The sequence below is a fragment of the Rahnella sp. CFA14(1/10) genome, from assembly GCF_004195095.1.
Classification (GTDB): domain Bacteria; phylum Pseudomonadota; class Gammaproteobacteria; order Enterobacterales; family Enterobacteriaceae; genus Rahnella; species Rahnella perminowiae.
In genome coordinates this window covers 171,665-198,209 of record NZ_SEWS01000001.1, presented here as the reverse complement: position 1 = coordinate 198,209, position 26,545 = coordinate 171,665, and the positions used below count along the sequence as shown (strand labels likewise).

21 protein-coding genes, 1 tRNA gene and 2 pseudogenes are annotated in these 26,545 nt (G+C 47.9%); 18 read left to right on the top strand and 6 right to left on the bottom strand.

Features of this window, described 5'->3' with window-relative positions; genetic code table 11:
• Nucleotides 1-4 precede the first annotated feature (4 nt).
• The 4 genes from livM (at nt 5) to opgB (ending at nt 5,710) form a co-directional block, all read left to right on the top strand.
• Nucleotides 5-1,291, top strand: coding sequence for a high-affinity branched-chain amino acid ABC transporter permease LivM (gene livM / locus EVX52_RS00950; protein WP_205952618.1), 1,287 nt, complete (start codon nt 5-7; stop codon nt 1,289-1,291).
• Nucleotides 1,288-2,181, top strand: coding sequence for an ABC transporter ATP-binding protein (locus EVX52_RS00945; RefSeq protein WP_129951650.1), 894 nt, complete (start codon nt 1,288-1,290; stop codon nt 2,179-2,181). The genes livM and EVX52_RS00945 overlap by 4 nt, the downstream gene beginning before the upstream one ends.
• Nucleotides 2,178-2,894 carry an ABC transporter ATP-binding protein gene (locus tag EVX52_RS00940; RefSeq protein WP_129990416.1) on the top strand — a complete coding sequence of 239 codons (717 nt, stop codon included), beginning with the start codon at nt 2,178-2,180 and terminating at the stop codon, nt 2,892-2,894. The genes EVX52_RS00945 and EVX52_RS00940 overlap by 4 nt, the downstream gene beginning before the upstream one ends.
• A gap of 509 nt (nt 2,895-3,403) precedes the next feature.
• The gene (gene opgB / locus EVX52_RS00935) at nt 3,404-5,710 is read left to right on the top strand and encodes a phosphatidylglycerol--membrane-oligosaccharide glycerophosphotransferase (RefSeq protein ID WP_129951648.1); all 2,307 of its coding nucleotides are present in this window, start codon (nt 3,404-3,406) and stop codon (nt 5,708-5,710) included.
• A 202-nt stretch (nt 5,711-5,912) separates the two neighbouring features.
• Here the strand turns inward: opgB and EVX52_RS00930 are convergent, their stop codons facing one another.
• Entirely contained in the window at nt 5,913-6,644 is a 732-nt protein-coding gene (locus EVX52_RS00930; protein ID WP_129951647.1) for an SDR family NAD(P)-dependent oxidoreductase, read from the bottom strand.
• A gap of 99 nt (nt 6,645-6,743) precedes the next feature.
• Between EVX52_RS00930 and EVX52_RS00925 the strand changes: the two genes are divergently transcribed.
• Nucleotides 6,744-7,124, top strand: a complete 381-nt coding sequence (locus EVX52_RS00925; RefSeq protein WP_129951646.1) for a helix-turn-helix domain-containing protein — start codon at nt 6,744-6,746, stop codon at nt 7,122-7,124.
• Nucleotides 7,125-7,290: 166 nt separating this feature from the next.
• On the opposite strand, the gene EVX52_RS00920 is transcribed toward EVX52_RS00925, so the two are convergent.
• A complete protein-coding gene (locus EVX52_RS00920; protein WP_129990415.1) occupies nt 7,291-8,157 on the bottom strand; it encodes a LysR family transcriptional regulator in 867 nt (288 codons plus the stop codon).
• 100 nt (nt 8,158-8,257) lie between these two features.
• Between EVX52_RS00920 and EVX52_RS00915 the strand changes: the two genes are divergently transcribed.
• Together EVX52_RS00915 and EVX52_RS00910 are read left to right on the top strand one after the other, a co-directional pair.
• Nucleotides 8,258-9,109, top strand: coding sequence for an alpha/beta fold hydrolase (locus EVX52_RS00915; protein WP_165385153.1), 852 nt, complete (start codon nt 8,258-8,260; stop codon nt 9,107-9,109).
• A gap of 4 nt (nt 9,110-9,113) precedes the next feature.
• Nucleotides 9,114-9,716 carry a glutathione S-transferase gene (locus tag EVX52_RS00910; RefSeq protein WP_129990414.1) on the top strand — a complete coding sequence of 201 codons (603 nt, stop codon included), beginning with the start codon at nt 9,114-9,116 and terminating at the stop codon, nt 9,714-9,716.
• Between the two features lie 209 nt (nt 9,717-9,925).
• Here the strand turns inward: EVX52_RS00910 and EVX52_RS00905 are convergent, their stop codons facing one another.
• A complete protein-coding gene (locus EVX52_RS00905; protein WP_129951643.1) occupies nt 9,926-11,023 on the bottom strand; it encodes an alkene reductase in 1,098 nt (365 codons plus the stop codon).
• Between the two features lie 119 nt (nt 11,024-11,142).
• Here EVX52_RS00905 and EVX52_RS00900 point away from each other — a divergent pair, with 119 nt between their 5' ends.
• Nucleotides 11,143-12,069, top strand: a complete 927-nt coding sequence (locus EVX52_RS00900; protein ID WP_129990413.1) for a LysR family transcriptional regulator — start codon at nt 11,143-11,145, stop codon at nt 12,067-12,069.
• A gap of 18 nt (nt 12,070-12,087) precedes the next feature.
• Here the strand turns inward: EVX52_RS00900 and EVX52_RS25410 are convergent.
• Nucleotides 12,088-12,291, bottom strand: a pseudogene (locus tag EVX52_RS25410) (hypothetical protein).
• Between the two features lie 356 nt (nt 12,292-12,647).
• Between EVX52_RS25410 and EVX52_RS00890 the strand changes: the two are divergent.
• The 4 genes from EVX52_RS00890 to EVX52_RS00875 all read left to right on the top strand — a co-directional run bounded on the left by EVX52_RS00890 (nt 12,648) and on the right by EVX52_RS00875 (nt 18,628).
• Nucleotides 12,648-13,691: a hypothetical protein gene (locus EVX52_RS00890; RefSeq protein WP_129990412.1), complete on the top strand. Its 1,044-nt coding sequence runs from the start codon at nt 12,648-12,650 to the stop codon at nt 13,689-13,691.
• Nucleotides 13,692-13,702: 11 nt separating this feature from the next.
• Complete coding sequence (locus tag EVX52_RS00885; protein WP_129990411.1) at nt 13,703-15,019, top strand: hypothetical protein; 1,317 nt, start codon at nt 13,703-13,705, stop codon at nt 15,017-15,019.
• 252 nt (nt 15,020-15,271) lie between these two features.
• Entirely contained in the window at nt 15,272-16,537 is a 1,266-nt protein-coding gene (locus EVX52_RS00880) for a DUF4427 domain-containing protein (protein WP_129990410.1), read from the top strand.
• 345 nt (nt 16,538-16,882) lie between these two features.
• Entirely contained in the window at nt 16,883-18,628 is a 1,746-nt protein-coding gene (locus tag EVX52_RS00875) for an ATP-binding protein (protein WP_129990409.1), read from the top strand.
• A gap of 47 nt (nt 18,629-18,675) precedes the next feature.
• Here the strand turns inward: EVX52_RS00875 and EVX52_RS00870 are convergent, their stop codons facing one another.
• Nucleotides 18,676-19,404 (bottom strand): 3'-5' exonuclease, encoded by a 729-nt coding sequence (locus EVX52_RS00870; RefSeq protein ID WP_240783419.1) that lies wholly within the window; start codon nt 19,402-19,404, stop codon nt 18,676-18,678.
• Between the two features lie 527 nt (nt 19,405-19,931).
• Here EVX52_RS00870 and EVX52_RS00865 point away from each other — a divergent pair.
• Nucleotides 19,932-20,882, top strand: a pseudogene (locus tag EVX52_RS00865) (ArdC family protein).
• Nucleotides 20,883-20,956: 74 nt separating this feature from the next.
• On the opposite strand, the gene EVX52_RS00860 reads toward EVX52_RS00865, so the two are convergent.
• Nucleotides 20,957-21,032 (bottom strand) — tRNA-Asn (locus EVX52_RS00860).
• A 395-nt stretch (nt 21,033-21,427) separates the two neighbouring features.
• On the opposite strand from EVX52_RS00860, the gene EVX52_RS00855 reads away from it, so the two are divergent.
• Genes EVX52_RS00855 through ddpC form a run of 5 tightly spaced genes read left to right on the top strand, consistent with a single transcriptional unit; the run spans nt 21,428 to nt 26,544 of the window.
• Nucleotides 21,428-22,300, top strand: a complete 873-nt coding sequence (locus EVX52_RS00855) for a MurR/RpiR family transcriptional regulator (RefSeq protein ID WP_129951634.1) — start codon at nt 21,428-21,430, stop codon at nt 22,298-22,300.
• 36 nt (nt 22,301-22,336) lie between these two features.
• Nucleotides 22,337-22,924: a D-alanyl-D-alanine dipeptidase gene (gene ddpX, locus EVX52_RS00850; RefSeq protein WP_129951633.1), complete on the top strand. Its 588-nt coding sequence runs from the start codon at nt 22,337-22,339 to the stop codon at nt 22,922-22,924.
• A gap of 47 nt (nt 22,925-22,971) precedes the next feature.
• A complete protein-coding gene (locus EVX52_RS00845; RefSeq protein WP_129951632.1) occupies nt 22,972-24,552 on the top strand; it encodes an ABC transporter substrate-binding protein in 1,581 nt (526 codons plus the stop codon).
• 59 nt (nt 24,553-24,611) lie between these two features.
• Nucleotides 24,612-25,628 carry an ABC transporter permease gene (locus EVX52_RS00840; protein ID WP_129951631.1) on the top strand — a complete coding sequence of 339 codons (1,017 nt, stop codon included), beginning with the start codon at nt 24,612-24,614 and terminating at the stop codon, nt 25,626-25,628.
• Between the two features lie 4 nt (nt 25,629-25,632).
• Nucleotides 25,633-26,544 (top strand): D,D-dipeptide ABC transporter permease, encoded by a 912-nt coding sequence (gene ddpC, locus EVX52_RS00835; protein ID WP_129951630.1) that lies wholly within the window; start codon nt 25,633-25,635, stop codon nt 26,542-26,544.
• Nucleotide 26,545 lies beyond the last annotated feature (1 nt).

The following is a 26,545-nucleotide window of genomic DNA, read 5'->3' as shown; positions in this document are numbered from 1 at the left end:
AATGATGTCACAAACTGCTGTGAACAGTGGCTTTTCACTGAAACGCTGTCTGCTGGATGCCATTTTTGCCGGGCTGGTGGCGCTGATTATTTTCGGGCCGGTGGTTGGCGTGGTGCTCGATGGCTACAGTTTTAATTTCCATAGTCAGCGCCTGGTCTGGATGATTGTGGCGGTGATGTCCGGCCGCTTCCTGCTCAGTGTATTTTTAGAAACGAGGGCCGGACAGAAAATGCGTGCGCGTTTCGAATCTGACAGCGCGGGTGTGTATGTCCGCGCGCCGGATGACAAAAGCAATCTGCGCTGGATTATTCCACTGCTCCTCGTGCTGGCGATTTTCTTTCCGTTCGTCGCCACCAAATATATTCTGACGGTTGCCATTCTGGGGCTGATTTATGTCCTGCTCGGCCTGGGACTGAATATCGTGGTCGGTCTGGCTGGTTTGCTCGACTTAGGGTACGTGGCGTTTTACGCCATTGGTGCATACGGACTGGCGCTGGGATATCAGTACCTCGGGCTGGGGTTCTGGTCGATGCTGCCGCTGGCGGCGGTGATGGCCGCACTGGCAGGCGCTTTGCTGGGTTTCCCGGTGCTGCGTATGCACGGTGATTACCTGGCGATCGTGACGTTAGGTTTCGGTGAAATTATCCGGCTGGTGCTGACCAACTGGTTATCTTTCACCGGTGGCCCTAACGGGGTATCCGCCCCTCCACCCACTTTTTTCGGTCTGGAATTTGGCCGGCGGGCGAAGGAAGGCGGCGTGCCGTTCCACGAGTTTTTTCATCTGACTTATAACCCGAACATGAAATTTATCTTCATCTATGCCGTGCTGGTTCTGGTGGTGTTGCTGGTGTTGTTTATCAAACACCGGCTGACCCGCATGCCGATTGGCCGGGCGTGGGAAGCGTTGCGTGAGGATGAAATTGCCTGCCGTGCGATGGGGCTCAATCATGTGCTGGTCAAACTGTCTGCCTTTACGCTCGGCGCGTCCACTGCCGGTATTGCGGGGGTGTTTTTCGCCACGTATCAGGGTTTCGTTAACCCGACGTCTTTCACCTTTTTCGAATCTGCCCTGATCCTCGCGATTGTGGTGCTGGGCGGTATGGGTTCAACCATCGGCGTGGTACTGGCAGCATTTGTGCTGACCGTCGCGCCGGAACTGTTACGCAGCTTTGCTGAATATCGCGTATTGCTGTTTGGCGTATTAATGGTGGTGATGATGATCTGGCGGCCGCGCGGCTTAATCCGCATCAGCCGCAACGGGTTTGCCGTGCGCAAAGGAGTCGCACCATGAGCGAAGCGTTAGCCGATGACAATATCCTCAGTGTTGAACATTTGCGTATGCATTTCGGCGGTATTAAGGCGCTGAACGATGTGAATCTTGCGGTGAGACGCGGTTCGATTACCGCGCTGATCGGCCCGAACGGGGCAGGGAAAACCACGGTATTTAATTGCGTTACCGGTTTCTATAAAGCGTCCGGCGGCAATATTTTGCTCAATACATGCCGGCGCACCACCAATGTGATCCAGGTGCTCGGACAGAAATTTCAGCCGGATGACTGGATTAAACCGGCGCAGCTGGGCAAACGTATTTTCTACAAAATGTTCGGTGGTACGCACCTGGTCAACCGCGCCGGGCTGGCGCGAACTTTTCAGAACATCCGGCTGTTTCGTGAGATGTCGGTGGTTGAAAACCTGCTGGTGGCGCAGCACATGCAGACTAACCGCAACCTGATTGCGGGCGTGCTCAATACACCCGGTTATCGCCGGGCTGAAAATCAGGCGCTTGACCGCGCATTTTACTGGCTGGAGGTGGTGGAACTGGTCGATTGCGCCAACCGGCTGGCGGGGGAGATGTCTTACGGTCAGCAGCGGCGGCTGGAAATCGCCCGCGCAATGTGTACCGCGCCGGAAATGATTTGCCTGGACGAACCGGCTGCCGGTCTGAATCCGGTGGAAACACGTACGTTGAGTAAAATTATCCGCTTCCTGCGCGATCATCACGATATTACCGTCCTGTTGATAGAACATGATATGGGCATGGTAATGGAAATTTCCGACCACATTATCGTGCTCGACCACGGCGACGTGATTGCCGAAGGCATACCGCAGGTTATTCAGAATGATGAAAAGGTCATCGCCGCGTATCTGGGTGCTGATGAAGATGACGAGGTCAGCTTATGAGCGACGCGATGCTGGAATTTCGCGATGTGAATGTGTATTACGGGGCGATTCAGGCATTGCAGCAGGTGTCTCTGAAGGTGAATCAGGGAGAAACCGTGGCGCTGATCGGCGCCAATGGTGCCGGGAAATCAACGCTGCTGATGTCGATATTCGGTCAGCCACGCATACAGAGCGGGCAAATCCTGTTTCGCGGAGAAGATATCAGCCGCAAATCGACACACTTTGTGGCCTCGGCGGGAATTGCACAATCGCCGGAAGGGCGGCGCGTTTTTCCGGATATGACCGTGGAAGAAAATTTACTGATGGGCACCATTCCTGTCGGGAATCAGCATGCGGCAGAAGATCTGCAAACCATGTTTGCGTTATTCCCGCGCCTGAAGGAACGCCGTAAACAGCGGGCGATGACCATGTCCGGTGGCGAACAGCAAATGCTGGCGATTGCCCGTGCGCTGATGAGTCGTCCGAAGCTGTTACTGCTCGATGAACCGAGTCTCGGGCTGGCACCCATTATCGTGAAACAAATTTTCCAGACCCTGCGTGAACTGGCGAAAAGTGGCATGACGATCTTTCTGGTGGAGCAAAATGCGCATCATGCGCTCAGGCTGTCTGACCGGGGTTACGTTATTGTCAACGGGCAAATTCGCCTGAGTGGGACGGGAGAAGAACTTTTGCATAATCAGGAGGTGCGCAAAGCCTACTTAGGCGGGATCTGATCCCCGTCTCCCTGAAGCTGCAGCTGTATTGGCTGCACTTTCTTATCTGAATCACTCAATTGTGTCTGCGCATTGTGAGTTGCTCGCCGGGCTTAACGTCAGTGATTACGGGTATCTCAGCCAGTCACCTCTAATAAGGTTTATTCCGAATTTGCTAATTTTCAACCGCCCTCCACATTTCACTCACAGTATTCCGCTATCATAAGATTCTTACTGAAAAGTGACCATAAAGTTAAATTTCTGGGTTATCATGCGAAATCAGCCGTCAAAAATTTGTAAAATACCATTTTTTTAGGCGAAATCAGTGACCTGAAGCCGGGTGAAGGCGTTGACCCGTTCAGGCTCAACAGGCTATATAGCGCTATCCGTTTTTGGCATGAATTTTCCTGTCTCAGGGATGAAGTGAATGATCCAGGTCATTCGCTCGATGAGTTGAACCGTCGGCGCTGCTCGCAAAACAGCAGAAATGGGTCGTAGAGTTTATTGTTTAAATCAGGCAGGGTGCTGAAATGGCTTCTGAGATAATTTCATTTGTATTATTTCTTTCTTCTATTTTTCTCTACGTCACGCGGGCGTCGTCCAGCCGTGTCTGGTTTTCACTGGTGCTGTTTTTCCTCGGGCTTTACGTCATTCTGAATGTCATCCTGATCGGCAGCAATTATTTCACTGGCGAAGGCATCACGGACGCCGTGTTATATACCGTCACCAGCAGCCTGAAAGGGGCGGGGCTCAATAAATATATCCTGCCGTTTATCGGTTTACTGGCGGGGCTGATTGCCGTATTTGCTTTGCTGGCGTGGGGGCTGAAGCAGCGTCGTGCTAAAAACAGCAGTGCCGTCTACAGCGCACTGGCCGTGGTACTGGCGGTCTTTTCCGTGGGTTCCACTCAGGCATTCCAAAACATTTCCCGGCTGGTCAAAACGCAAATTTCCGGCAACGGCGCAGATTTTAATACCTATTACAAAGTGCCCGAAAAAGTCATCAAGGGCGCGAAAAAACCTAACCTGGTTTATATCTATGGCGAGAGTCTGGAACGCACTTATTTTGATGACAAGGTTTTCCCCGGCCTGACGACCGAATTAAATCGCCATAAAGCGCAGAGCACTGATTTCACTAATACCAAACAGTTGCCGGGCACGGGTTATACCATCGCCGGTATGGTGGCTTCCCAGTGCGGGATCCCGCTGTTTGCGCCGTTTGATGGCAATGCCTCCAGTGCACTGGCGACCTTCTACCCGGAAAACGTGTGTCTTGGCGACGTGCTCAAAGGTGCCGGCTATACCAACTATTTCTATCAGGGCGCAGAACTGGCTTTCGCAGGTAAAGGTACTTTCCTGAAATCCCATGGCTTCGACCATCTTTATGGCTACAACGAATTGCGTCCGACCGTGGCGGATCCGTCTTACAAAAACGACTGGGGTTGGTATGACGACACCTTGCTGGATGAAGTGTATAAAAAGTTCATCACGCTGAGTCAGGAAGGTAAGCCATTTTCACTGTTCACGCTGACCGTTGACACGCATCATCCTGATGGCTTTATTTCCCGGGGTTGTACCCGCAAGGAATATAAAGTGAACGGTAAAGCTAACCAGTCACTGAGTGCCGTGTCCTGTAGTCAGGAACTGATTGCCGCCTTTATCGATAAGATTAAAAAGTCCGGTTATTTTGATAACACCGTCATTGTGGTGTCTTCCGACCATCTGGCAATGAACAACACGGCATACAACATTCTGACTAAACAGAACCGTAAAGACCTGTTCTTCGTCCTTGACGGGCGTCATCCGGTGGGTGAGCTCAATGCGGCGAAACGCAGTACGCTGGATAATGGTGCGACCATACTGGATATGATGGGCGGCGATAACTATATCGGTCTCGGCCGCAGCGGTGTTTCTGCGACCTCTATGACCGCGCAGTTCCTGAATATTGATGACAAAGTGAATGCCTGGAAACCGGCGGTCATCAAACAATGGGGCTTCCCGAACAGCATCAAAAATTATGCGGTGAATACCAAAGACAGTACCTTTACTTTCTCCGGCATGACCATCAAAACGCCGTTTATTCTGAAGGTCACGGGAGACAAAATTGAACCGATGTTCGATGTCTATCTGTCAACGCCGTTGAAAAAACAGCTGGCCGGACTGGCGACCAGCGATAACTTTGTCTGGGTCGATAAATGCTACGAAATGGGCCGTGTGTGGGCACCGGAGTTGTCGCTCAATACCGGCCTGTGTGTTGCATCGGGCAACCTCGGGGCGAAGCCGACAATTGTGCAGGCCACCGGCGATACCTTCAAAGGTAAAGTAGACTTCGCGAAAGACACGTCGGGCAGTAACGCCATTTATCAGCAAACCCTGAATGCGTTGAACATTGACGATGCGGCCACTACCTACCAGTCGAAAGCCATTGCCTTTATGGTGCCGGGATTGCCGGAGCAGGTAAAAGCGATTACCGGTGTGTCTGCCGTTGAAAACTGGGGACGTTGGTCAGATGCCAATCTGGCACCGTCGGTGAAAATTGATTATGTCAAACCGCTGCCCGCTACTTTTGATGTGGTGATCCGCGCACGTGCTTACGGTAATAATATTGATAAGCCGGTTTCTGTCCGCGTCGGGGATCAGGAACAGTTTGTGACCTTTGGTGATACTGACGGCATCGTGAAAGTACAGTTCACCAACCCGGGGGCGGAGCAGAGTATCGTGATCACGCCGCCGGAGCCGACTGAGCCCACCGAAGGGACCAGCGGTGGCTTTCAGCCGCGTAAGCTGGGCATCGGTATGGTTTCGCTTGAAGTTCAGCCGGTGGATCCGCAGTCTTAATCTGCAGTTTGCCGCAAACATTAAAACCCGCCCCGGCGGGTTTTTTATTGGCAGCAATGACCCATGTTAAAAAGGCGATGTTGCCAGTCCCATAGCCAAACCTGCCTTTCTTCTCCAATGTGATCGGCCAAAATTAAGAACAGCTGGCTGCCCAACGAAATCCTTTGTGTAGGCAGTTTAGTGCCAGAGGCAAGCGCTACAACTAAACCTGTGTCAGCCCACCGTCCACACAGATTTCTGCTCCCGCGATATAACTGCTTTCATCGCTCGCCAGGAAGAGTACGGCGTTTGCGACTTCTTCAGGTTTGCCCATTCTTGCTAACGGTATTGCGCTGATTATCCCATTACGCAGTTCTTCGGAGGCTGCAAGCATCATTTCCGTATCGACAGGGCCAGGGGCGACCACATTAATTCGAATACCGCGGGCGGAGAGTTCATGTGTCCATGTGCGGGCAAAAGAACGAAGTGCCGCTTTACTGGCACCGTATACACCATATCCCGGCGTGCCAATCACATCGGCAATCGAACCTATCAAAACGACGCTCGCTCCCTTTTTCAACAGGGGAAGTGCTGCCTGCATAGCGAAAAGCGGTGAGCGCACATTCAGGCCGAAAATAGAATCAAAATGTGCCGGGGTGACGTCATTAATTGTCGAGTATTCTGCCATTCCGGCATTAATGACCAGCACATCTATCTGGCCGGACTCTGTCTCGATCAAATCAACGATCCGTGTCAGTTCGCTTATCTGGCTGACATCAGCACGTAGCGGTCTGGCGTTGCCCTTTATCGTGTGACCGGCGGCGTCTAACTCCTCATCCCGCCGGGATGTGAACCAGGTTGTCGCACCTTCACGGGCAAATCTCTGACTGATTGCAAGACCAATGCCTTTTGCTCCGCCCAGTATCAGGGCCACTTTGTTGTCTAATCTTCTCATCTGCTTACTCCTGTTCGAATGGAAAAGAGATGATATAATTTTTATACTTAATAACAATTACGCACTTTACGTAAACTAAGTATGCCGGAGTATATCGCTATGACACAGATCGATAGCAGTGACTTAAGAGATGTAGGAAAAACCCGTCCTGTTCTTGAGAACATCACTAACAAATGGTCGATTTTAATTCTCACGGTGCTTTGCACTAAACCATCCCGCTTTAATGAACTCCGTCGCCGGTTAGAGGGGATCACTCACAAAGCCTTGTCCGATGCGCTTAAGCGTCTCGAACGTAATGGGTTGGTATACCGCAAGGTACTTCCTACTTCGCCGGTGAGTGTGGAATACAGTCTTACCGCGTTGGCACGGACCCTACAGGAACCGTTTATTGCATTGTACGAATGGGCGCTGGAGCATGGAGCAGAAATGGAGCGGGCCCAGGAAATGTATGACGCTTCCCGGGTGAAAGAGATGAGTTAAAATAAGAGTTACTGTCGGCCGGGCAGGGGACCGACGGTAATCAGGCCTGCGTTCTGGCTGACGTCCGCTTCTTGCTGCTCATTGAAATCTCTTGCGGACGGTTTTGTGTCAGAAGCGGACATTGATGACAATCATTGTATTAATCAATTAAAAGCCTGTCAGTTCACTACCGCTGTTTATGCATCACCCTGGTCAGCATCTGGCAGAAGGCCTCGCTTGCGGGATTAAAGCGGTATTCGTTCACGCGCAACAGGCAATCTACCGACGGCAGCGGCATCATCATCTCAAACCCGGACACGTTACAAACCGCTTTATCAATGCTGTATTGATTGATTATGCCCACACCCAGGCCAGTCGTTATCGCTGCAAGCATACCCGCTACCGAGGGGCACTCCAGCATCACAGTAAACGGAATCTTTGACTGACGAAGTTTTTCCTCGGCCAGGCTACGGTAATAGCAATCCGGTCCCCACGTAATAAGCTTCAGGCACTTATCAGATTCATACCGCCACGCAGGCGTTGCGCACCAGTATAACTTTTCACTCCATAATACCTGGTCTTCCGGCGATGCCGTGCCCGTGAAATCCTGATGTAAGATGATTTCCAGACTTCCTTCAGAAAAATGCTGACGAAGGAGATGACTTTGCTCAACAACCAGCTGTATATCCACTTCAGGATGGTGGTGCGTGAAGGTTGAGATAACCCCACATATTTCGGTCATTGAGATGTGTTCCGTGACTCCAATTCGCAGCTTTCCACGGAGTGCAGAAGGAGAAAAATAGGCCACGGCATTATCGTGCTCCGTGAGTATATTTTCCGCATGGCGCAATAAAACGCTGCCTTTTTCCGTCGGAACGCTTTTACCGTCGATGCGCGTAAATAGCTGACATTGAAGATGATCTTCAAGCCGTCTGAGCTTCCAGCTTACGGCGGACTGGCTCAGATTGAGGAGTAATGCAGCCTTACTCATATTGCCCGTTTGCACCACAGTTCTGAAAACTCTGAGCGAATCAACGGAGAGTCGTTTATTCATTTTTTATGACAAAAGTTGGTTTACATCGGGAAAGAATGTCACTGGTGTCATATTCAGTCAACGGATAGCCTGACTGAAACGAGCACAACGGAGAAAGCTTATGCCCGCTAATAATGCATTACTGAATAGCGACGTTTTGATAAAGGGTTGCCGCATTGCGACCGGGATCCATGGTTCAGGTACACCTCTGGTGCTGGTGCATGGTACTCCCGCACATTCTGTAATCTGGCAGACACTGGTTCCGGTATTTGTCGATGCGGGGTTTCGCGTTCACCTTTATGACCTGCCTGGGTTTGGCGCATCCGAGCGCCCTTTGACGGCTGATACCTCGGTTGCCTCACAGGTGAGTTTTCTGCTGAAGCTGCTTGAACACTGGCAACTCGAAAAAACGCATCTTTTTGGTCACGATATCGGCGGGGCAATTTCGCTCCGGCTGGCGTTCGACAGGCCATCCCTTCTGCAGACACTTACACTTGCAGATATTCCGAGCTACGACTCCTGGCCTTCATCCACATGGAAAGATATGCGGGATAACTATGCGGATTATGCGCGAATACCTGCCACTGAGCATTACCGCGCAATGTCCCGCCAGTTGCAGATGGCCGTTTTTAATAAGCATCTTATGACAGAGGAGCGGCTGGAAAGTTATCTCGCGCCGCTTTGCGGTGTGGTGGGCCAGGCTTCATTCTATCAGCATCAGGTTGCGCACTATAATGCCTGTTACACCGCTGATTTTGCAGAAAAACTTCCGCAACTCCGGTTACCTGTGCAGATTTTATGGGGCGCGGAAGATGAATGGCAACCCGTTGAGTATGGAAAGCGTTTGCAGCGCGATATCGTCTCTTCCACGCTGCATATCTATCAACAGGCCGGACATTTTTTAATGGAAGATGTACCCTTACCTGTCGCCGCACAGTTAATTGATTTTGTTAATCAACATAATATGAGGTAGAGCCATGATCCTGATCGGAATGCTGGATTCACCCTATGTCAGACGGGTGGCTATTTATATGAAAGTAATGGGTATTGAATTTGAACATCGACCGCTTTCGGTATTCAGCGATTTTGATGCCTTCACAAAAATTAACCCGGCAGTCAAAGTTCCAACCCTTATCACAGATGATAATCAGGTACTGATCGACTCAACACTGATCATTCATTACCTCGGAAAATATTCCACTCATTCTGCTGCACCGGCATCATCGTCCGAAGCGGAAGAATTGCGGGATCTGCATCTTACGGGATTCGCCCTGGCAGCCTGCGAGAAAGCGGTACAGCTTGTTTACGAGCAGCGTCTCAGGCCAGAAGAAAAACAGCATCAGCCCTGGGTGACTCGGGTGACTCAACAGCTTCACGGCGCATGGCAGACACTGGAGAACGGCCTGCGGGAAGGTCATCCTGATATGCTGTCCGTGGCCGGTATCAGTATCGCAGTGGCCTGGAGTTTTACAGAATTGATGCTGCCGGATACCGTGAACTGTGCGCGATATCCGGAAGTGGCCAGGTTTAGATTGCTGGCCGAACAGCGACCGGAATTTTTGGCAACGCCGTTGATTTAAAGAGGGGGGCGTATTCCGGTGCTCATGATTCGGTACTTTATATAAAAGAAACACTGAACGCATTAGAATCAGGCGCTTGCAAAAGGTAGCTCCATCAACATTCATTGAATACAGTTCCATCAACCGCAGCGCCTTATTAACCGTATTTTCATTTATTGGTTTAGATGAATTACGGATGCATTCCAGATGCATTGCTGTTTCAGGGAAGCTTAATCCACGTTATACGTGGGATAATCTATATAACCTCCATCTTGCCCGGTGTAGAACGTATTCTTGTCAGGAACAGCAATAGGCCAACCGTTCTTCATGCGTTTCACGAGGTCCGGATTGGCGATGAAAGGACGCCCAAATGCGATTAAGTCGGCAATACCCTCCCTGAGTGCCAGCTCTGCACGCTCCTGTGTATAGCTGCCCGCGATGATGAGGGTTCCCTCGTAGGTTTCGCGAAACTTTGTCAGGAAACCGGCAGGAATGGCCTGCGCTCCCAGAGATTCCTGATCGCTCAAATGCACATAAGCAAGTTGGCGGCGACGCATTTCAATACCCAAAGCTAACCAGGTATCCTCCTCATCATCAAAGCCATGCATATCCTGCAGGCGGCCAAAAGGTGCAATACGGATACCTGTCCGGTGACTCCCGATGGCGGCAGAGACCGCATCCACAGTTTCCAGCGTAAATCGCAGGCGATTGGCAATATTACCGCCATAACGGTCTTTTCTGTCGTTAAGTCCACCGTTGATAAATTGCTCAAAGATGTAGCCGTTAGCAGCGTGGATCTCTATACCGTCAAATCCCGCCTCAATGGCATTTTTAGCCGCCTTGACAAAATCTTGCGTCACCCGAGGTATTTCATCCGTTGTTAATGCGCGGGGCTGGCTGTGAAATGCGCGCACAGACTGATAGTTATCCCCGGGAATGTGAGTTGTACAGCCTTCTGCAATACGCGAGACAGAACTGACCGGTGCCTGTCCATCAGGCTGGTGAGCAATGTGTGAGGAACGTCCTACGTGCCAAAGCTGAATGAATATTTTCCCGCCTTGCCCATGTACCGCCTCAGTAACCTTCTTCCACCCCTCTATCTGTTCGTCAGTATAAATTCCCGGTGTGTAAGCTTGTCCACGACCTTCCATTGAAACTGGTGAACCTTCGGAAACAATTAAACCTGCTGTGGCGCGCTGTCGATAGTAAGTGACCATACTGTCAGTGGGAACAAGGTTGTAAGCTCGCGATCGGGTCATTGGTGCCATAACGACACGATTATTAAGACTTATTTCATTCATTGTGTAGACATTCAATAATTCGCTCATTCTGTCTCCTGAAGACATTTCATGGTAAAAATGTATTGTCAGGGATCTTATCTTTATTTTAAGGCCGTGATTAGCCGGTCAAAAAGCCCCTCAGTGTTGATATAAAGGAACCAATATTTGTGACGGCACAACTCAATGGTGTACAAGAATTCACTGAAGTCGTCAGAAAAGGCAGTTTCGTCGCTGCAGCTGACGGTTTAGGCGTGACGCGTTCGGCACTCAGCAAAAGCATCAAACGTCTGGAAACACGTCTGGGGGTTCGCTTACTCAACCGCAGTACGCGCAGCCTGTCACTGACACCGGAGGGTGAGATCTATTTCAATAGCTGCAATGATGCGCTGGATATGATTTCAGATGCCGAAAACAGAATAGAGGCGGGGATAGTGGAACCTTCCGGACTGATGCGCCTGACAGTACCCGTGGCCTTTGGGCACCTTTTCATTATGCCCTTACTCAATATCATGGCCTTAAAATACCGGGCTTTGAATATCGAAGTGGATTTCAGCGATCGGGTTCGTGACCCGGTAACAGACGGCTTTGACCTGGCCCTGAGACTTGGCCCCCTGCCTGACTCAGGTGATTTGGTAGCCACCCGATTGGGCGAGCAAAGGTTTATTATTTGCGCCTCTCCGGGCTATCTGAAGCGGGCAGGCACCCCTGTTGACCTTCGTGGGCTTTCATCGCACAGCTGCATTTCAGGGTTGCCCTCAGAAGGGCAAACTTACTGGTTAATCCGGGGTAAAGAAGAGCTCGTTGTAAGGCATGTCGTTTCCTCAGCTTACCGTTTCAATAATGGCCAAGCCATGCTGGAGGCTGCTATTGCCGGATGTGGGGTGACGCAACTTCCTGACTGGTTGTGCGGTGATGCAATTAATAAGGGGCAGCTTCTTACAATTTTACCTTCATTTCAGGCACCGCCTACCCCCATTTCTGCAATATGGCCAAGGACTCATGTGGTGCTTCCTAAAGTGAGAGCCTTGATTGAAGAACTGAAAAAAGAGTTGCCGGCACTGCTAACGAGCGCGCAGCGTTCATCAACGGAGTGAATCAAAGCAGGCAATATGCTAAAAACAAAAAGCCCGCTTAAGGAAACTTAAGCGGGCTTCTCTAAATTTGGCTCCTCTGACTGGGATCGCCTTTGCCAGTAACTGGCTAATAAGTAAGCTAAACCTTAATTACGATGCTGTATAAACTACCAAAATGACCACCAATGGTTGCGGGTTACATAAATCTTGTTTGAGCAATCCTCGGCATATGATGATCGTCATTATGGTGTTCCCTGAAAGGAAGAGCAGATAGAGAGGGCAACGACGAGACTATCATAATGGAACTTAGTCTAAAGAGGTCTAACTGTCTGCTCATTCCAAAAGTAACAATACGGTGATCAACGGCGACCTCGTCAACGGTGCCACACGTAGTGTCTAGAACTGTGGCGTTCGACTTAGTAGGGTGGTGGTCAAATTAATTTTCAATAATTTATTGATTTCTAATGGTAAGGTTATATTCTAGAGATGTGGTTCATTTGATGTGGTTTGCAATTCTAACTAGAGGATATATGGAATGCCAGTCTTCTATGCTTCATTTTATAAAATGATATGTATTATATTTTGTTGGGGCAATATAAATGGCTTCATCTAAAAGTGTATCTTTCAGGACCCACCTACTTTCTAATACATTAGATCTTATGGCTGAAATTGATCTTGAATGTAGCTTAACTTCTAAATTAATTTCAGGGATCGTATCTCAACTAGCCGCTTATACAGAAGAAGGGGTACCATTAAAACCCGCTGTTTTTATATGTAACTCAATTTCGGCTTTATTGCAAAGAGCTGGTGTGGGCGAGTATATCCCTCTTTCTGGTGATATTGCAAGTGATACCGCTGGCCCTAAAATACTAAAGGCTGCGGCACCTCTTTGCCGCGATAATTGGAGAATATATATCGAACGCTCTAGCACAGGACAAACGTGCAAGTTCGGTGTTTTTTGTGGAAGTAGTGATCCTTCATCTTTAACTGTTGATGAGGTTGTATTAGATAGTTTCTCGCATGGTTTCCCTGTAATAAAAATTGCACAAAGCGCAGTCAACAAAGTTGAAGTCAGAACGAATTCAGGTAGTAAAATAGAGTTTCGCTTTAATAATGATAATGACACCTCAGAATTAAATTCTGAAGCTCATATACATGGACTTGCAAATGCCATATCGGCTAATTTGGGCGATGATTCTGAAATCTTCTCAAGCTTCGTTGAAAGATTGCTAAGTTCTGCTGTGAACAACAGCCATGGGACATTAATTGCAGTTATTTCTTCTGATACAGATATATTGCCAGTATCACTGCAAGATGCTGTTCTTCTGAGGCCTTCAATAAATCTCTTTGATAAGGTCAAATTACATACTGACGAAGGGAAAACAGCGATCTCCGTAAGCAGATTACAAGCAGCAGCGGAATTAGTATCGGGATTTATTAACAGTGATGGCATAACTATATTTAACAAATCGGGATGTGTTTTAGGATATCGAGCTTTTATTCGTAATGATGAAATGTCTAATATTTCTGGTGGGGCGAGAAGTCGCGCATATGAATCGATGAAGCAACTTATTGGGTCAGAACTATCAGCGGCCTTTTTTCGTTCTCAAGATGGGCGTACTGATCTTCATACTATATATTGAGGCTAGTGAAAATGAGTAATTCAGTTGTTATTTGGCGTGAACCTGTCGGAGCAATAGTCCCCAAAGCTGCCTCTACAGCTATTGATATAACTAGGGTTGCCCAGAATTTAAGTACCCGAGATCAAAAACAAATTGTAACTGCATTTAATTCTGATGCTTATGAGATGATGGCTGGATTTGTACTTAATAAGGCATTATCACAGCTCAAAAGAGCCCTTGCTTCTCTTGGTATGGCATTTGTGGGGGAAATGCTTGGACGAGCAGATCTTACTGAAGATTCTGTACCGACCGTAAGCATCTCAAACTATGAAGCAATTACTCTTGCCCGAGAGTTAGGACTAATAAACTCTACTGACGCAACACGTTTAACTCAACATCTAGAGTTGCTGGCTCATTTCGATAGTCTAAATATAGAAGACTCAGAAGCAGAAGAAATGTCTAGGGAAGAGGCTCTCTCTTTTTTGAGAACATGCGTCAATGCTGTGCTAGGAAGAAATGGAAATATCGCTCCCGCAGAATTTATGGATTTTCGTGCAGAACTTGAAGGTCGTACGTTTAAAATATCTGATGCAGAAGTCGCTACGTTACAAGCAGCTCCTTATTTTTTTAAAAAAACCACACTAAGCATTCTGCTTTCTGGAGTCAAATCTAAGGCTGGGGCTCAGTTTGAACATACCTTAGGTAATATAGTAGTACTTGTGCCTTTTCTTTGGGAAAGTTTAAGAGATGCAGAGAAATGGTCGATTGGTCAATCTTATGCTGAAGCAGTGAATTCTGGTCATTCACCGGCAGTTACTGCACTCAAGAAGGCATTAACGGCTACTCAAGGTTTTGATTTCGTACCTGAATCATTACGTTCTCAGACATTTGCAGCAGCGGCATCAAATGTTATTAGTGTTCATACCGATATGAATAATTTTTATAATGAACCAGCGGCAATAACTGCACTTGCAAAATTAGGAACAACTATACCATGGCCTGCTTTTCCAATTAGTATGTCTGCAATTTTAGCTGTTCGGTTAGGCAACAATTATGGGGTATCAACAGCAGCTCAGACTGATGCTATTAACTTGTTAGAACGTTTAACTGCCAATCAGTGGGAGTATTATCTGAAGGAGTGTTTGCCAGGGGATGAGCTAATTCTCCAAAAATTGGCATGGTATGGTAAACCTCAATCTAGGTGGGCTAAACTTGTAAAAGATTTTGACCTTGCATCAAAGAGTTTTAAAAATAGAAACCTAACTAAGTTACTAGATGCAAGTAACAAAGGTGATAGTGACGGGATAAGAGTATCCGCTGAAAAATTACTTTTGGATATGCGAAAATGAACTTAGAATTATTTATCAATTCAAAAGTGTTATTATGGTGTTTTATTAAATATTAACCTTGAACCACGCCTTATAGGTGTGGTTGTAATATGTTTTTAGTTTCATTTCATTTAAAATTAATACTCAAGATTGCTTTGTTCAAGTTCGTTTTTATCATTTTTTTGATTTTATCAAAATATATATAACTAAGCATCCTGGTGCAATCCTATATAACTCGAATGGTTAAATGTAATTTAATTTAGGGCGCTATTTATGAAGAACAATATAAGGTTTGATTTGTCAGATTATTTAATTCATTTTTACCGTGATGTTAATTTAGATAGCGGTAGTCACATATTATTACCAGAGCATTGCGGATTTAACTGTAATCATCATAATACATTAATTGATGCTAGGTATTTACTTCGTTTGGCATTGCGTAACAATAAATTATTGGCCTCGTGGTCTTATAGAAATAATATAAGAACTATCTATGGTTGCTCTCCCGCAATTTGTTATACGGACATGCCGATTTCTGCTTATCTGGAGTCGGGTTTTAATCGCATGAATAATAGAGAAAATATTGGTTTATATGCTCTTGTTTTTCCAAAAGATAAAATGTTTCAGGTTGGGGCAAGGCCAGTTATTTATGCTCTCGATTCCGATAATTCAATTTGTTTCGATTCTGATATTGGCGATGAAAGGATAATAAACGCTGATGTTCTTCCTTTAATTGAGCAATATAGATATGTTACGTATGTTCCTAACCGCATTGATTGGACTCATGAAAGAGAATGGCGTTGGCCGTACCGTGGTGATACGGAATATTTAGATAAAATGATAAAGGAATTCGGTATTATAGATGATATTTCTAATATACCTGGGTTGGACTTTAGTAAAGTTGATGTGGGAGGTGCGGGCGTAATTGTTCCTTATACAAATGATGTCGCTATTATTTCCCATGATATTTTAACGCTTATTGATAGAGGGGTAATACATAAAGATTTCTCTAAATTTATAATAGCAATTGAAAATATAAGTTCGTTTTCACAGATTCTAGAACCGTTAGAGTTGTCAAATCATATTAATAATTGTGCTTTTGATTTTGATGGATATTTTAATTTTTCATCTGATGAAGTTCATCTTCATGTCAAACCACTATTAGATTATGTAGATGAACTATATAAAGACAAAGATTTTCTAAGCAGTTCTTATCCCTACGAATATGGGAATTCATGGATCTGGGTTCAAGATAATCAATCTGTATTTGTTAGGGTATTACTTCAATCAGGTATAATCTCTGTTAATAAGGAAGGGCGTTACTTGATAGATATTAAATTAAATGAAAAAAACTGGCCACTTCGCAAAAAGGAAGATTTTGCTAACCATGTTGCAGAATGGATAAAAAATAGGTTTGGGCTTCTTGCAACGTCATTTTCTGTTGCTGGTTCTCATGATTTCGATGAACTACCTTATTATGTTGATTCGTTAGACGAAGAACACCCATTCTATAATGAAACAATTTCTGTCGATTGGTAATTAGAGGCTTAAGTGGTAAGTATAAATTTCCGATTTTCACTTTTACTAGTGATATAAATTAAATTGATATTCTAAATAATTAATGTCTTAGGGGATTTATAGAATAGTAACCAAGATACGAGTAGTGAAATAAGTTCTGGCAGGGTTAAATATTGGGGAACGATGCTAATTTAAAGATAGGTGAAAAAATCAACTCAAAGATTTTCTATTAATAAGCCTATGAAAGTATTCATAAAATTAATATTTATAGAATTTTTTCGTGGTTTTCATAAGCAAGGTAAACATGAGTTGTAATTAAAAGGTAGTATTCAGGTTTCATTTACTATCGATCGGAGAGGTTTTGATATGAGTAAGTCTCATTTGAGATTTCAGGTTGATTCTCGTATTGCTACTTTATTAAGTCAGGAATACCCGTCCTCTGAACGTGCATTGAAGGAGCTCGTAGACAATGCATGGGATGCTGATGCGGAAGGTGTCACTATCATGCTCCCTAAGCCACTTAGTGGTGATCCCATTGTCATTAAAGATAATGGTACTGGCATGACTGAACAGGAATTAAGACGACATTATTTATTCATTGCAACTGACCGACGTTCATATCGCGGCGAACGAACCGCCTTAAAAAATCGATTGGTTAAAGGGCGAAAGGGTATAGGTAAGTTTGCGGGTTTGATGGCTGCATCAGTCATGACTCTTGAAACCCGAGCTCGTGGACGTATGTGCCGCTTTATGTTGCGTTTGGACGAGCTTTCGCAGGTAGATGATATTGAGAGGTTAAATATCGGCCTGCACAGTGATTCATGTGATATCAACCAGCATGGAACAACGATTACTCTGAGTGAACTGCATCAGGGCCTAAGTTTTCCCGATGCTAATAAACTACGTCAAATCCTACTACAGGATTACGGACGTCAAGACGATTTTTCCATCAAAGTTAATGATAAATGCCTAGATGTTGATGATGTATCGGGTAATTACGCAGAATTTGAGAGCGAACTTGCAAATGTTGGTAGTGTTAAACTTCGCTTCACTATTAGTGATGCTAAAGCTGGATTACGTCAGCCGGGTGTGACACTACGTGTCGATGGAAAGTCTGTTGGACGACCAAGATTCTTTGGTCTGGATCAGTCAGAGGATTTCCCATCGAAACTACTGCGCAAACTTTATGGTGAAATTGAAGCTGATGGGCTGCGAGATCATATCACTGCAGGGTGGGATGCAACGGTTGAAAATAGCGAGCTTTTACAAGCTGTTGAAAGCTATGTTCAACCAATTTTGCGAACGGCCTTTGAGCAGCAGTATCGCCGTGAAATACAATTAGCACAAGCACGTTTAAAAAGAACACTACTTACCAGATTATCTTCTCTTCCTGAATATAAGCGTGCCTTTGCAGATCGGGCAATCAAAAAGATCCTTGACAAATATTATGGAGAACCGGAAAGCAAAGTTGAGTTAGTTGTAAATGTGTTGCTTGAAGCAATGGAGAGTTCTGACTATCGTATATTGTTGGAGCATATTGGAGAAGCTATGCCCTCGGATGTTGCGGGTATAGCTGAGCTTTTAAACGATTTTGGTCTTGCTGACATGGCCTTTCTTGTTCAACAAGCAGAAGGTCGTAGAATTTTTCTTGATCAGTTAGATTCGATTGTACGGGATAAATCAACTACTGAATCAATAATGCATAAAGCTCTAGAGAAGAATCTTTGGATATTTGGTGCTGAATATTCTCTTTTTAGCTCAAATATTACTTTGCGCCGTCAAATAGAGGATCTAGTAGGCAAATCATATATCGGAGATAAAGCCAACAAACGTCCAGATTTGCTCTTGAATGAAAGTTTGAATGGTCAATACTTGCTTATTGAATTCAAGCGCCCAGATCATGCACTCAACCACGGAGACTATGTTCAAGCTATAGCTTATAGACATGAACTGTTAAAATATGTGGATTTGCCTATAAAGGTTTTGCTTGTAGGTGGGAGTCGTTCTCCTGATTTCCCTATTAGTAATCGAGAACCTGAGGTGAGCGTTATGTTATTCAATCAAATTATTTCAACCGCTCGAAAGCAAATCGAATGGCAACTGCGAGTTTAACAATACGATCAATCTTATGAAATTAATCAATGTGGCATATGAATTCTTCACTTTAATGCTGCTGTTATAAACGGTGTAACATAACTAAAATACTCAGATTGAGCGGTCCTGTGAACATCCCAACGTTTAGCGTTAGCAGGACGTTGTCGCTCGTCTGCATGAGTTAATATCAATCGTCTTTTCGCTCGTGAGACACCAACGAAAAATGCGCATCGATTCTCATCTTGGTTACCAAAGAAAATTTCGTTTTCAACTGCCATTATAATTACAGAATCGAACTCTAGCCCTTTGCTTTTGTGAATGGTCAGAATCCGGACCGCTTGGTCATCCGTAAACCGCCCAAGCGCTTGCGGCAAATTTGATTCAATTTTAAGCAACTCTTCAATCCGTGCTTTGGTATCACGAAAAACTTCCTGTAGGCGTTTGTGGGATTCATAATCAGGTGATAGGGCTACGATCGTATCAGAGTCAATATGCTTTAAAAACGCTTTCACAAACTTCCACCAACAAGAAAAAGGTGAATCAAGCTGTTCACCACTAGCTGCTTCTTTGCGCTGTTTTTTTAACAAACGATCAAGGTCCTTTCGCGCACTGGACTGTACTTCTTCATCGGCAAAAGGAATCAACTGATTCATCAAACGGATCCAAGCCTTAGGTTCACGCTTTCCGTAGAGGCATGAAAGATAATCTACGATTAAACGTGCAGCTGGCTCGACAGTAATATCCTGCATTTGCTGTTCATTTCGATATGGAATACCACGTAATTCTGTAAGCATACCGGTAAACCGGACCATCCACTTTTTGAGCCATTTTAAATGACTCAAATGTATCTAACAAACCAATTGAGGTTCAGTCTTGGTTATGGTCATCGGCCAACGATTTCAGATGGTGATTCTCTTTCTCTACCCATGTGTAAGTTTAGAGCAATTACTGTCCGTACGTTTTTCGGAGTGACGCATCTATTCTATATCGGATGACCTATTTGTTATGAAAATCATTGACCGAAAGCCTTGCTTTACTTCTGGGATTCAACAAAGGAAAAGAGCACCAGTTCGTTACATATCTTAACTCCCTCTCACCGCTGCGGAGAAATGGGCGCTACGTCAGGCTATACATCGACTGTTTTATCTCCTAGGTGATTTCCACTCCAGTCTCTGCTTCCGGTTAATCGTTTCCCAACACAACCCGTCCTGCAAGGGTAAATGGCACGCATGCTGCGCCCTTGCATGCAGGAACGATGCCGGGAAAGCGAACCGTCAGGCGATACGAAGACGAAAATCATACCACTGACGGAGAAAAAACCATGACTATTTCCTTGCATACCCAGACTAGCACCCCTAACACCGCAGCGGCGACCAGCGTATCCCCGCTGGAGCAGTCAGGCTCCTCAAAAACGAAATTTTCTAATGCCAAAACCGATATTTATCAGACTGTCACCGACAACATGATTGCAGCGCTTGAAGCTGGTGTAAAACCGTGGTCTTGCCCGTGGCAATGAGTGCCGGGCATGTCTGGGTTGCCTTCTAACTTCGCAACCGGTATCGCGTATAGCGGAATGAATATCATGCTGTTGTGGTGCAGTGCATCAGAACAGGGCTTCTGTAATTCACGCTGGATGACCTACAAACAAGCACAGGCAGTAGGTGGACAGGTTCGCAAAGGTGAGCACGGCACGACAGCCATTTTTTATACAACCTTAGAGAAGGAAAACGAAGACGGCGAAATCGACCATATCCCGATGCTGAAAACCTTCAACGTGTTCAATATTGAACAAATTGATGGGCTTCCACTGACAACTGAAACAGTTAACCCAGAAGCAACCTTTGACCCGTTGCCGGAGGCTGAAAATCTGTTCCGAAAGAGCGGCGCAAACATCATCGAGAAAGGGCAAAATGCCTTTTTCCAACCATCAACTGATGAAGTCTGGCTACCGGAGCGCCATCTGTTTTCAGATGCGGCTAATTTCTACGCTACCGGCCTGCATGAGCTGGTTCACTGGAGCGGTGGTAAAGGTCGCCTGAATCGTGAAATGAAAGGGAAGTTTGGTTTTGGTAGTGAGGGATATGCGTTTGAAGAGATGATCGACGAGCTGGGAAGCGCGTTCCTGATGGCGGACTTGTGGATTGTCGGAGAGGTTCAGCATGAAAGCTATATCGCTTCATGGCCGAAAGCACTGAAGAACGACAAACGCTTTATTTTCATGGCCGCCAGCGCGGCATCCAAAGCGCATCGTTATTTGATGGATAAAATCTGAGCCTGACAGAGATTCACTATCCACACAAACAGCAAAAAGCCCGCTTAAGTTTCCTTAAGCGGGCTTTTCTAATATGGCTCCTCTGACTGGACTCGAACCAGTGACATACGGATTAACAGTCCGCCGTTCTACCGACTGAACTACAGAGGAATCGTGTGAACGGGGCGAATAATAACGACTGCCCCGTGGCATGTCAAAGGGTTAACGAAAAAAGTTGTCTGACTGTTCTCTTAATGTTCAACCTGTTGACTATTAAGACAAAGTGGTTAAAGCCTCTGCAGTTTTTCCTCATGCTTTCGCCTTGTCATGGCTGTATTGCACTAAAAGCACTCACAAGTTGCCTGATTGTTGTGCAAGCGTTATCGATAAGTTTGGTTCCGGCCGTTCTTCAGCAAGTTTTTTGCCAGTTGCCTGCCATCACATCATCATAAATTCAGATCTTCCGCACAAATTTCATTCATTTCCCGAAACTGGCACATCCCGTGCATTGTTATTTTACTAACAACGTCTAGCTTTTTGACAATGAAGCAACAGAGGATGCACTGATGCAGCCAGCGCAGGATGTGATTGAACAAATCGAAGCCTCGTTTGCCGGACAGACGCCGACGGGCAAACGCATTGCCAGCTACCTGCTGGCAAATCTTGCACAGATCCCGTTTGAAACGGCGGACAGCATTGCGCGTAGCGCGGCGACCAGCGGCATTTCTGTCGGGCGCTATCTGCGCAGCCTGGGCTATCGTAATCTCGATCATTTCAAGCAAATGCTGCGTCTGCAAAGCGGCACATCCTATCAGCCGTGGGTGGTTACCGATCGTCTGGGTGCTTACCGCGAACGCAGCAAACAGCCGCAGCAGGAAAAGTTGCAGCAGTCGCTGACGCTCGAGCTTGGCGCCATTAATCACGTCTATCAGCTGGCGCAAACTGACAGTTTTGCGCAGATCAGCCGTCGCCTGGCTGAGGCTGAGGCGGTGTTTATTCTCGGTATTCAGTCGGTGCGCGGCATTGCCAATAACTTCGCCAGTTATCTCGAATACTTACGTCCGAAAGTTTATTTCGCCGACGGGCTTTCCGGCACCTATGTTGAATCCCTGAATTCGGAATTCACGCAGCCCTATCTGGTGGTCACCGATACCCGTGCATATTCGAAGATGGCGCAAACCTATTGCGAAGCTGCGTGTGAACGCGGCCTGAACGTGGCACTGATTACTGACATTTATTGCCCGTGGGCGCGCGATTATCCGGTAGATCTGTTGCAGGTGAAAACCGACACCGGCCAGTTCTGGGACTCGATGGCACCGCTCAGTTGCCTGTTCAACTTGCTGTGCTCGGCAGTACTCGAACTGCGCGGTAACGATGTTGAACAACGGCTGGCAAATAACCGGATTTTGCAAAAACAGCTCGGACAATTTGAATCGTAAATTCATTGCAACGACAGGAACGGAAAGACATTAACCATGACCACCAATAATAAAACACCTGACATCGCACTGACTGATCTGGCCGAAGTTTTGCCCGATGCCGTGATTGACCTGAAGTATGCCACCGCAGATAACCTGACCGGTCAGCCGATTTATTGTGAATCGCGTTGCCTGCTGCACCCCGATGCCGCCTCGGCTTTAGTTCGCTGCAATGAAGTGGCGAAACTGGCAGGTTTTACCCTGAAAATTTATGACGCTTACCGGCCGCAGGCGGCGCAGGCCTGTTTATGGGCGGCGTTTCCGAATCCGGATTATGTGGTGGATATCAGGCTCGGCTCGCATCACAGCCGCGGGGTGGCCGTCGATCTCACCTTGCTGGATGAGCAGGGGGAAGTCGTGGATATGGGCGCGGGTTTCGATGAAATGACGGAAGTATCGCATCCGTTTTATCCCGATTTACCGCCACACATCCAGCGTAACCGCTTGTTGCTCAACGCCGTGATGGCAGCGGGTGGCTTTAAAGGTATCGCCAGCGAGTGGTGGCACTTTGAATTACCGGATGCCAATACGTATCCGTTGTTGGAAGAGCGGTTCGGCTGCTATCCGCCGGTTAATGCCGCGTAATCATTGCACGTCTCTTATCACTTTTTGACAGAGCCAGGAGTTCCCCGATGAGCAACACAGCAATCAAAACGTTCCGCAAAAATACGAAAACACAGGTCGCCGGTGCCATTTTTCTCGCCTTGTCAGGCTTAAGTTTTGCCACGCAGGCCGCCGTGCCGAAAGACATGCTGGTGATTGGTAAAGCAGCCGATCCGCAAACGTTGGATCCGGCGGTGACTATCGACAACAACGACTGGACGGTCACGTATCCGGCGTATCAGCGTCTGGTGCAGTATAAAACCGAAGGCGGTAAAGGCTCGACGCAGGTCGAAGGGGATCTGGCGGCAAGCTGGACGGCTTCACCGGATCAACTCGTCTGGACCTTCAAACTCAAGCCGGGCGCCAAATTTGATGACGGCACTGAAGTTAATGCCGATGCCGTGAAATGGTCATTCGATCGTCTGATGAAAATCGGCCAGGGCCCGTCGGAAGCCTTCCCGAAAGACATGACGGTCTCGGTGGTGGATCCGCTGACGGTCACGTTCACACTCAAAACGCCGTTCGCGCCATTCCTCTACACGCTGGCGAATGACGGTGCGGGGATCGTCAATCCGGCGATTGCTAAAGCCAATCCTGCTGATGAAGGCAAGGCATGGCTGGCCGGTCATACCGCCGGTTCCGGCCCTTATAAGCTCGATCGCTGGCAGAAAGGTCAGCAACTGGTGCTGGTGCCGAACCCGTATTACAGCGGCGCAAAGCCAGCCTTCAAACGCGTGACCGTGAAAATTATCGGTGAAAGCGCTACCCGCCGTCTGCAACTTTCACGTGGGGATCTGGATATCGCTGATTCCCTGCCGGTGGACCAGTTGGCTGCGCTGAAGAAAGAAGACAACGTCGCCGTTGAGGAATTTCCGTCGTTGCGCGTGACGTATCTGTATCTCAACAACGGCAAAGCACCGTTCAGTCAGGTGGATTTACGCCGCGCGATTTCCTCTGCCGTGGATTATCAGGGCATGGTGAAAGGTATTCTTGGCGGTAACGCTAAACAGATGCGCGGGCCCATCCCTGACGGTATGTGGGGCTTCGACCCGACGGCAAAACAATACAGTCTGGATCTGACGCAGGCCAAAGCCGACCTCGGGAAAGTCAAAGACAAGTCGCAGACGCTGGACTTCCTGTATTCCGATAACGATCCGAACTGGGAAGCTATCGCACTTTCCGTGCAGGCCAGCCTGGGTCAGGCCGGGATTAACGTGAAACTGGAAAAGCTGGCTAACGCTACCATGCGCGACCGTATCGGGCAGGGCGATTACGACATCTCAATCGGTAACTGGAGCCCGGATTTTGCCGACCCGTACATGTTTATGAACTACTGGTTTGAGTCCGACAAGAAAGGCCTGCCGGGTAACCGTTCCTTCTATTCCAATCCGCAGGTTGATGCGTTGCTGAAAAAAGCCGTGTCGGTGACCGACCAGAAACAGCGCACCGAGTACTACCAGCAGGCGCAGAAAATTGTTATCGACGAAGCGGCGTATGTGTATTTGTTCCAGAAAAACTACCAGGTGGCGATGAACAAAGACGTGAAGGGCTTTGTTTTCAACCCGATGCTCGAACAAGTGTTCAACGTTGGTCAAATGCATAAACAGTAACCGCAATATCATTCACGAAAACCCTTTCACGACCTGAAAGGGTTTTACGGGGAAAAACTATGACTTTTTGGACTCTGATCCGCCAGCGCTGCTGGGGGCTGATACTGGTGATGGCGGGGGTTTGCGTCATTACTTTTATCATCTCGCATATGATCCCTGGTGATCCGGCTCGGTTGCTGGCGGGCGATCGCGCAAGCAATGAAATGGTTGAACATATCCGTGAGCAACTGGGGCTGAATCAGCCGCTGTATGTGCAGTTTTTCCGTTACGTCAGCGACCTGCTGCACGGCGATTTGGGCACTTCAATCCGCACCGGTCGTCCGGTGCTGGAAGACCTGAAAGCCTTCTTCCCGGCGACGTTAGAACTGGCGGTCAGTGCGCTGTTTCTGGCGATTGTGCTCGGTATTCCGCTGGGTGTGCTGTCGGCAGTTTACCGTAATAAACTCCCCGATCATCTGGTGCGTTTGCTTTCGGTGCTGGGTATCTCCACGCCTGCGTTCTGGCTGGGGCTGGGTGTCATCATCCTGTTCTACGGCCATCTTAACCTGCTGCCGGGCGGTGGAAGGCTGGATGACTGGATGGATCCGCCTGCCAATATCACCGGTTTTTATGTGCTCGATTCTTTGCTGACCGGCAACCGGGAGGCTTTCTGGAACAGTCTGCAACATCTGGCGATGCCTGCGCTGACGCTGGCGTTTGTGCATATGGGGATTGTGGCGCGTCAGATCCGCTCGGCGATGCTGGAGCAACTGAATGAAGACTACATCCGTACGGCGCGTGCCAACGGGCTTTCCCGCTGGCGGGTGATCCTCAGCCACGCCTTGCCGAATGCACTGATCCCGTCCGTGACCGTGCTCGGGCTGGCGATGGGGGATTTACTCTACGGTGCGGTGCTGACGGAAACCGTTTTTGCCTGGCCGGGCATGGGGGCGTATGTCGTGAATTCGATTCAGGCGCTGGACTTCCCGGCAGTGATGGGCTTTGCGGTAGTGGTGTCGTTCGCATACGTGATCGTCAATTTGTGTGTGGATTTGCTGTATGTGTGGATCGATCCGCGCATCGGACGTGAGGGGTGAGCCAATGTCAGTGATTGAACCGGGCGTCAATAATCGTCGGGCCGATATTGTGGCACCGGATGTCAAACCGCGTTTCGCCAGCTGGCGGCGCACATTCCATTTACTGAGCCGCAGCCCGCTGACGATGTTAGGGCTGGCGATCATGCTGGTCGTGCTTTTCATCATGATTTTTTCGCCGTGGCTGGTACCGTACGACCCGAATGCCATCAGCCTGACCGACAGATTGCAGGCACCTTCCGCGTTGCACTGGTTTGGTACCGATGAAGTCGGGCGGGATCTGTTCAGTCGGGTGCTGACTGGCAGCCAGCAATCCGTCGCCGCCGGGCTGGCGGTGGTCATCATTGCCGGTACGACCGGCTCGCTGCTTGGCTGTTTTTCCGGCGTGGTCGGCGGTGTGGTGGATGCGCTGATTATGCGCTGCATGGATATTATGCTGTCGGTGCCGTCGCTGGTATTAACCATGGCGCTGGCGGCCGCGCTCGGACCGAGTTTATTTAACGCTATGCTGGCGATTGCCGTCGTGCGCATTCCGTTTTACGTGCGGCTTGCACGCGGGCAAACGCTGATGCTGCGCCATCAGGCTTATATGCAAGCTACGCGGACGTTCGGCGCGTCGCGCTGGCATCTCATTACCTGGCACGTGCTGCGCAATGTGATGCCGCCGCTGATAGTGCAGGCTTCGCTGGATATCGGCACCTCAATTCTGATGGCAGCGACATTAGGTTTTATCGGCCTTGGGGCACAGCAACCGACCGCAGAATGGGGTGCGATGGTGTCCAATGGCCGCAATTATATTCTCGATCAATGGTGGTATTCAGCTTTTCCCGGCGTGGCTATTCTGATCACGGCCACCGGTTTTAATCTGTTCGGCGACGGTCTGCGCGACCTGCTGGATCCGAAAAGCAGAGGGCGCTGAG

Coding starts and splice junctions, on each gene's coding strand:
- EVX52_RS00890 (WP_129990412.1), top strand. CDS start 12,648: ATGGCTTCATCTAAAAGTGTATCTTTCAGGACCCACCTACTTTCTAAT.
- EVX52_RS00945 (WP_129951650.1), top strand. CDS start 1,288: ATGAGCGAAGCGTTAGCCGATGACAATATCCTCAGTGTTGAACATTTG.
- EVX52_RS00885 (WP_129990411.1), top strand. CDS start 13,703: ATGAGTAATTCAGTTGTTATTTGGCGTGAACCTGTCGGAGCAATAGTC.
- EVX52_RS00870 (WP_240783419.1), bottom strand. CDS start 19,404: ATGCTTACAGAATTACGTGGTATTCCATATCGAAATGAACAGCAAATG.
- EVX52_RS00920 (WP_129990415.1), bottom strand. CDS start 8,157: ATGAATAAACGACTCTCCGTTGATTCGCTCAGAGTTTTCAGAACTGTG.
- ddpC (WP_129951630.1), top strand. CDS start 25,633: ATGTCAGTGATTGAACCGGGCGTCAATAATCGTCGGGCCGATATTGTG.
- EVX52_RS00845 (WP_129951632.1), top strand. CDS start 22,972: ATGAGCAACACAGCAATCAAAACGTTCCGCAAAAATACGAAAACACAG.
- EVX52_RS00905 (WP_129951643.1), bottom strand. CDS start 11,023: ATGAGCGAATTATTGAATGTCTACACAATGAATGAAATAAGTCTTAAT.
- opgB (WP_129951648.1), top strand. CDS start 3,404: ATGGCTTCTGAGATAATTTCATTTGTATTATTTCTTTCTTCTATTTTT.
- ddpX (WP_129951633.1), top strand. CDS start 22,337: ATGACCACCAATAATAAAACACCTGACATCGCACTGACTGATCTGGCC.
- EVX52_RS00855 (WP_129951634.1), top strand. CDS start 21,428: ATGCAGCCAGCGCAGGATGTGATTGAACAAATCGAAGCCTCGTTTGCC.
- EVX52_RS00915 (WP_165385153.1), top strand. CDS start 8,258: ATGCCCGCTAATAATGCATTACTGAATAGCGACGTTTTGATAAAGGGT.
- livM (WP_205952618.1), top strand. CDS start 5: ATGTCACAAACTGCTGTGAACAGTGGCTTTTCACTGAAACGCTGTCTG.
- EVX52_RS00880 (WP_129990410.1), top strand. CDS start 15,272: ATGAAGAACAATATAAGGTTTGATTTGTCAGATTATTTAATTCATTTT.
- EVX52_RS00840 (WP_129951631.1), top strand. CDS start 24,612: ATGACTTTTTGGACTCTGATCCGCCAGCGCTGCTGGGGGCTGATACTG.
- EVX52_RS00910 (WP_129990414.1), top strand. CDS start 9,114: ATGATCCTGATCGGAATGCTGGATTCACCCTATGTCAGACGGGTGGCT.
- EVX52_RS00925 (WP_129951646.1), top strand. CDS start 6,744: ATGACACAGATCGATAGCAGTGACTTAAGAGATGTAGGAAAAACCCGT.
- EVX52_RS00940 (WP_129990416.1), top strand. CDS start 2,178: ATGAGCGACGCGATGCTGGAATTTCGCGATGTGAATGTGTATTACGGG.
- EVX52_RS00930 (WP_129951647.1), bottom strand. CDS start 6,644: ATGAGAAGATTAGACAACAAAGTGGCCCTGATACTGGGCGGAGCAAAA.
- EVX52_RS00875 (WP_129990409.1), top strand. CDS start 16,883: ATGAGTAAGTCTCATTTGAGATTTCAGGTTGATTCTCGTATTGCTACT.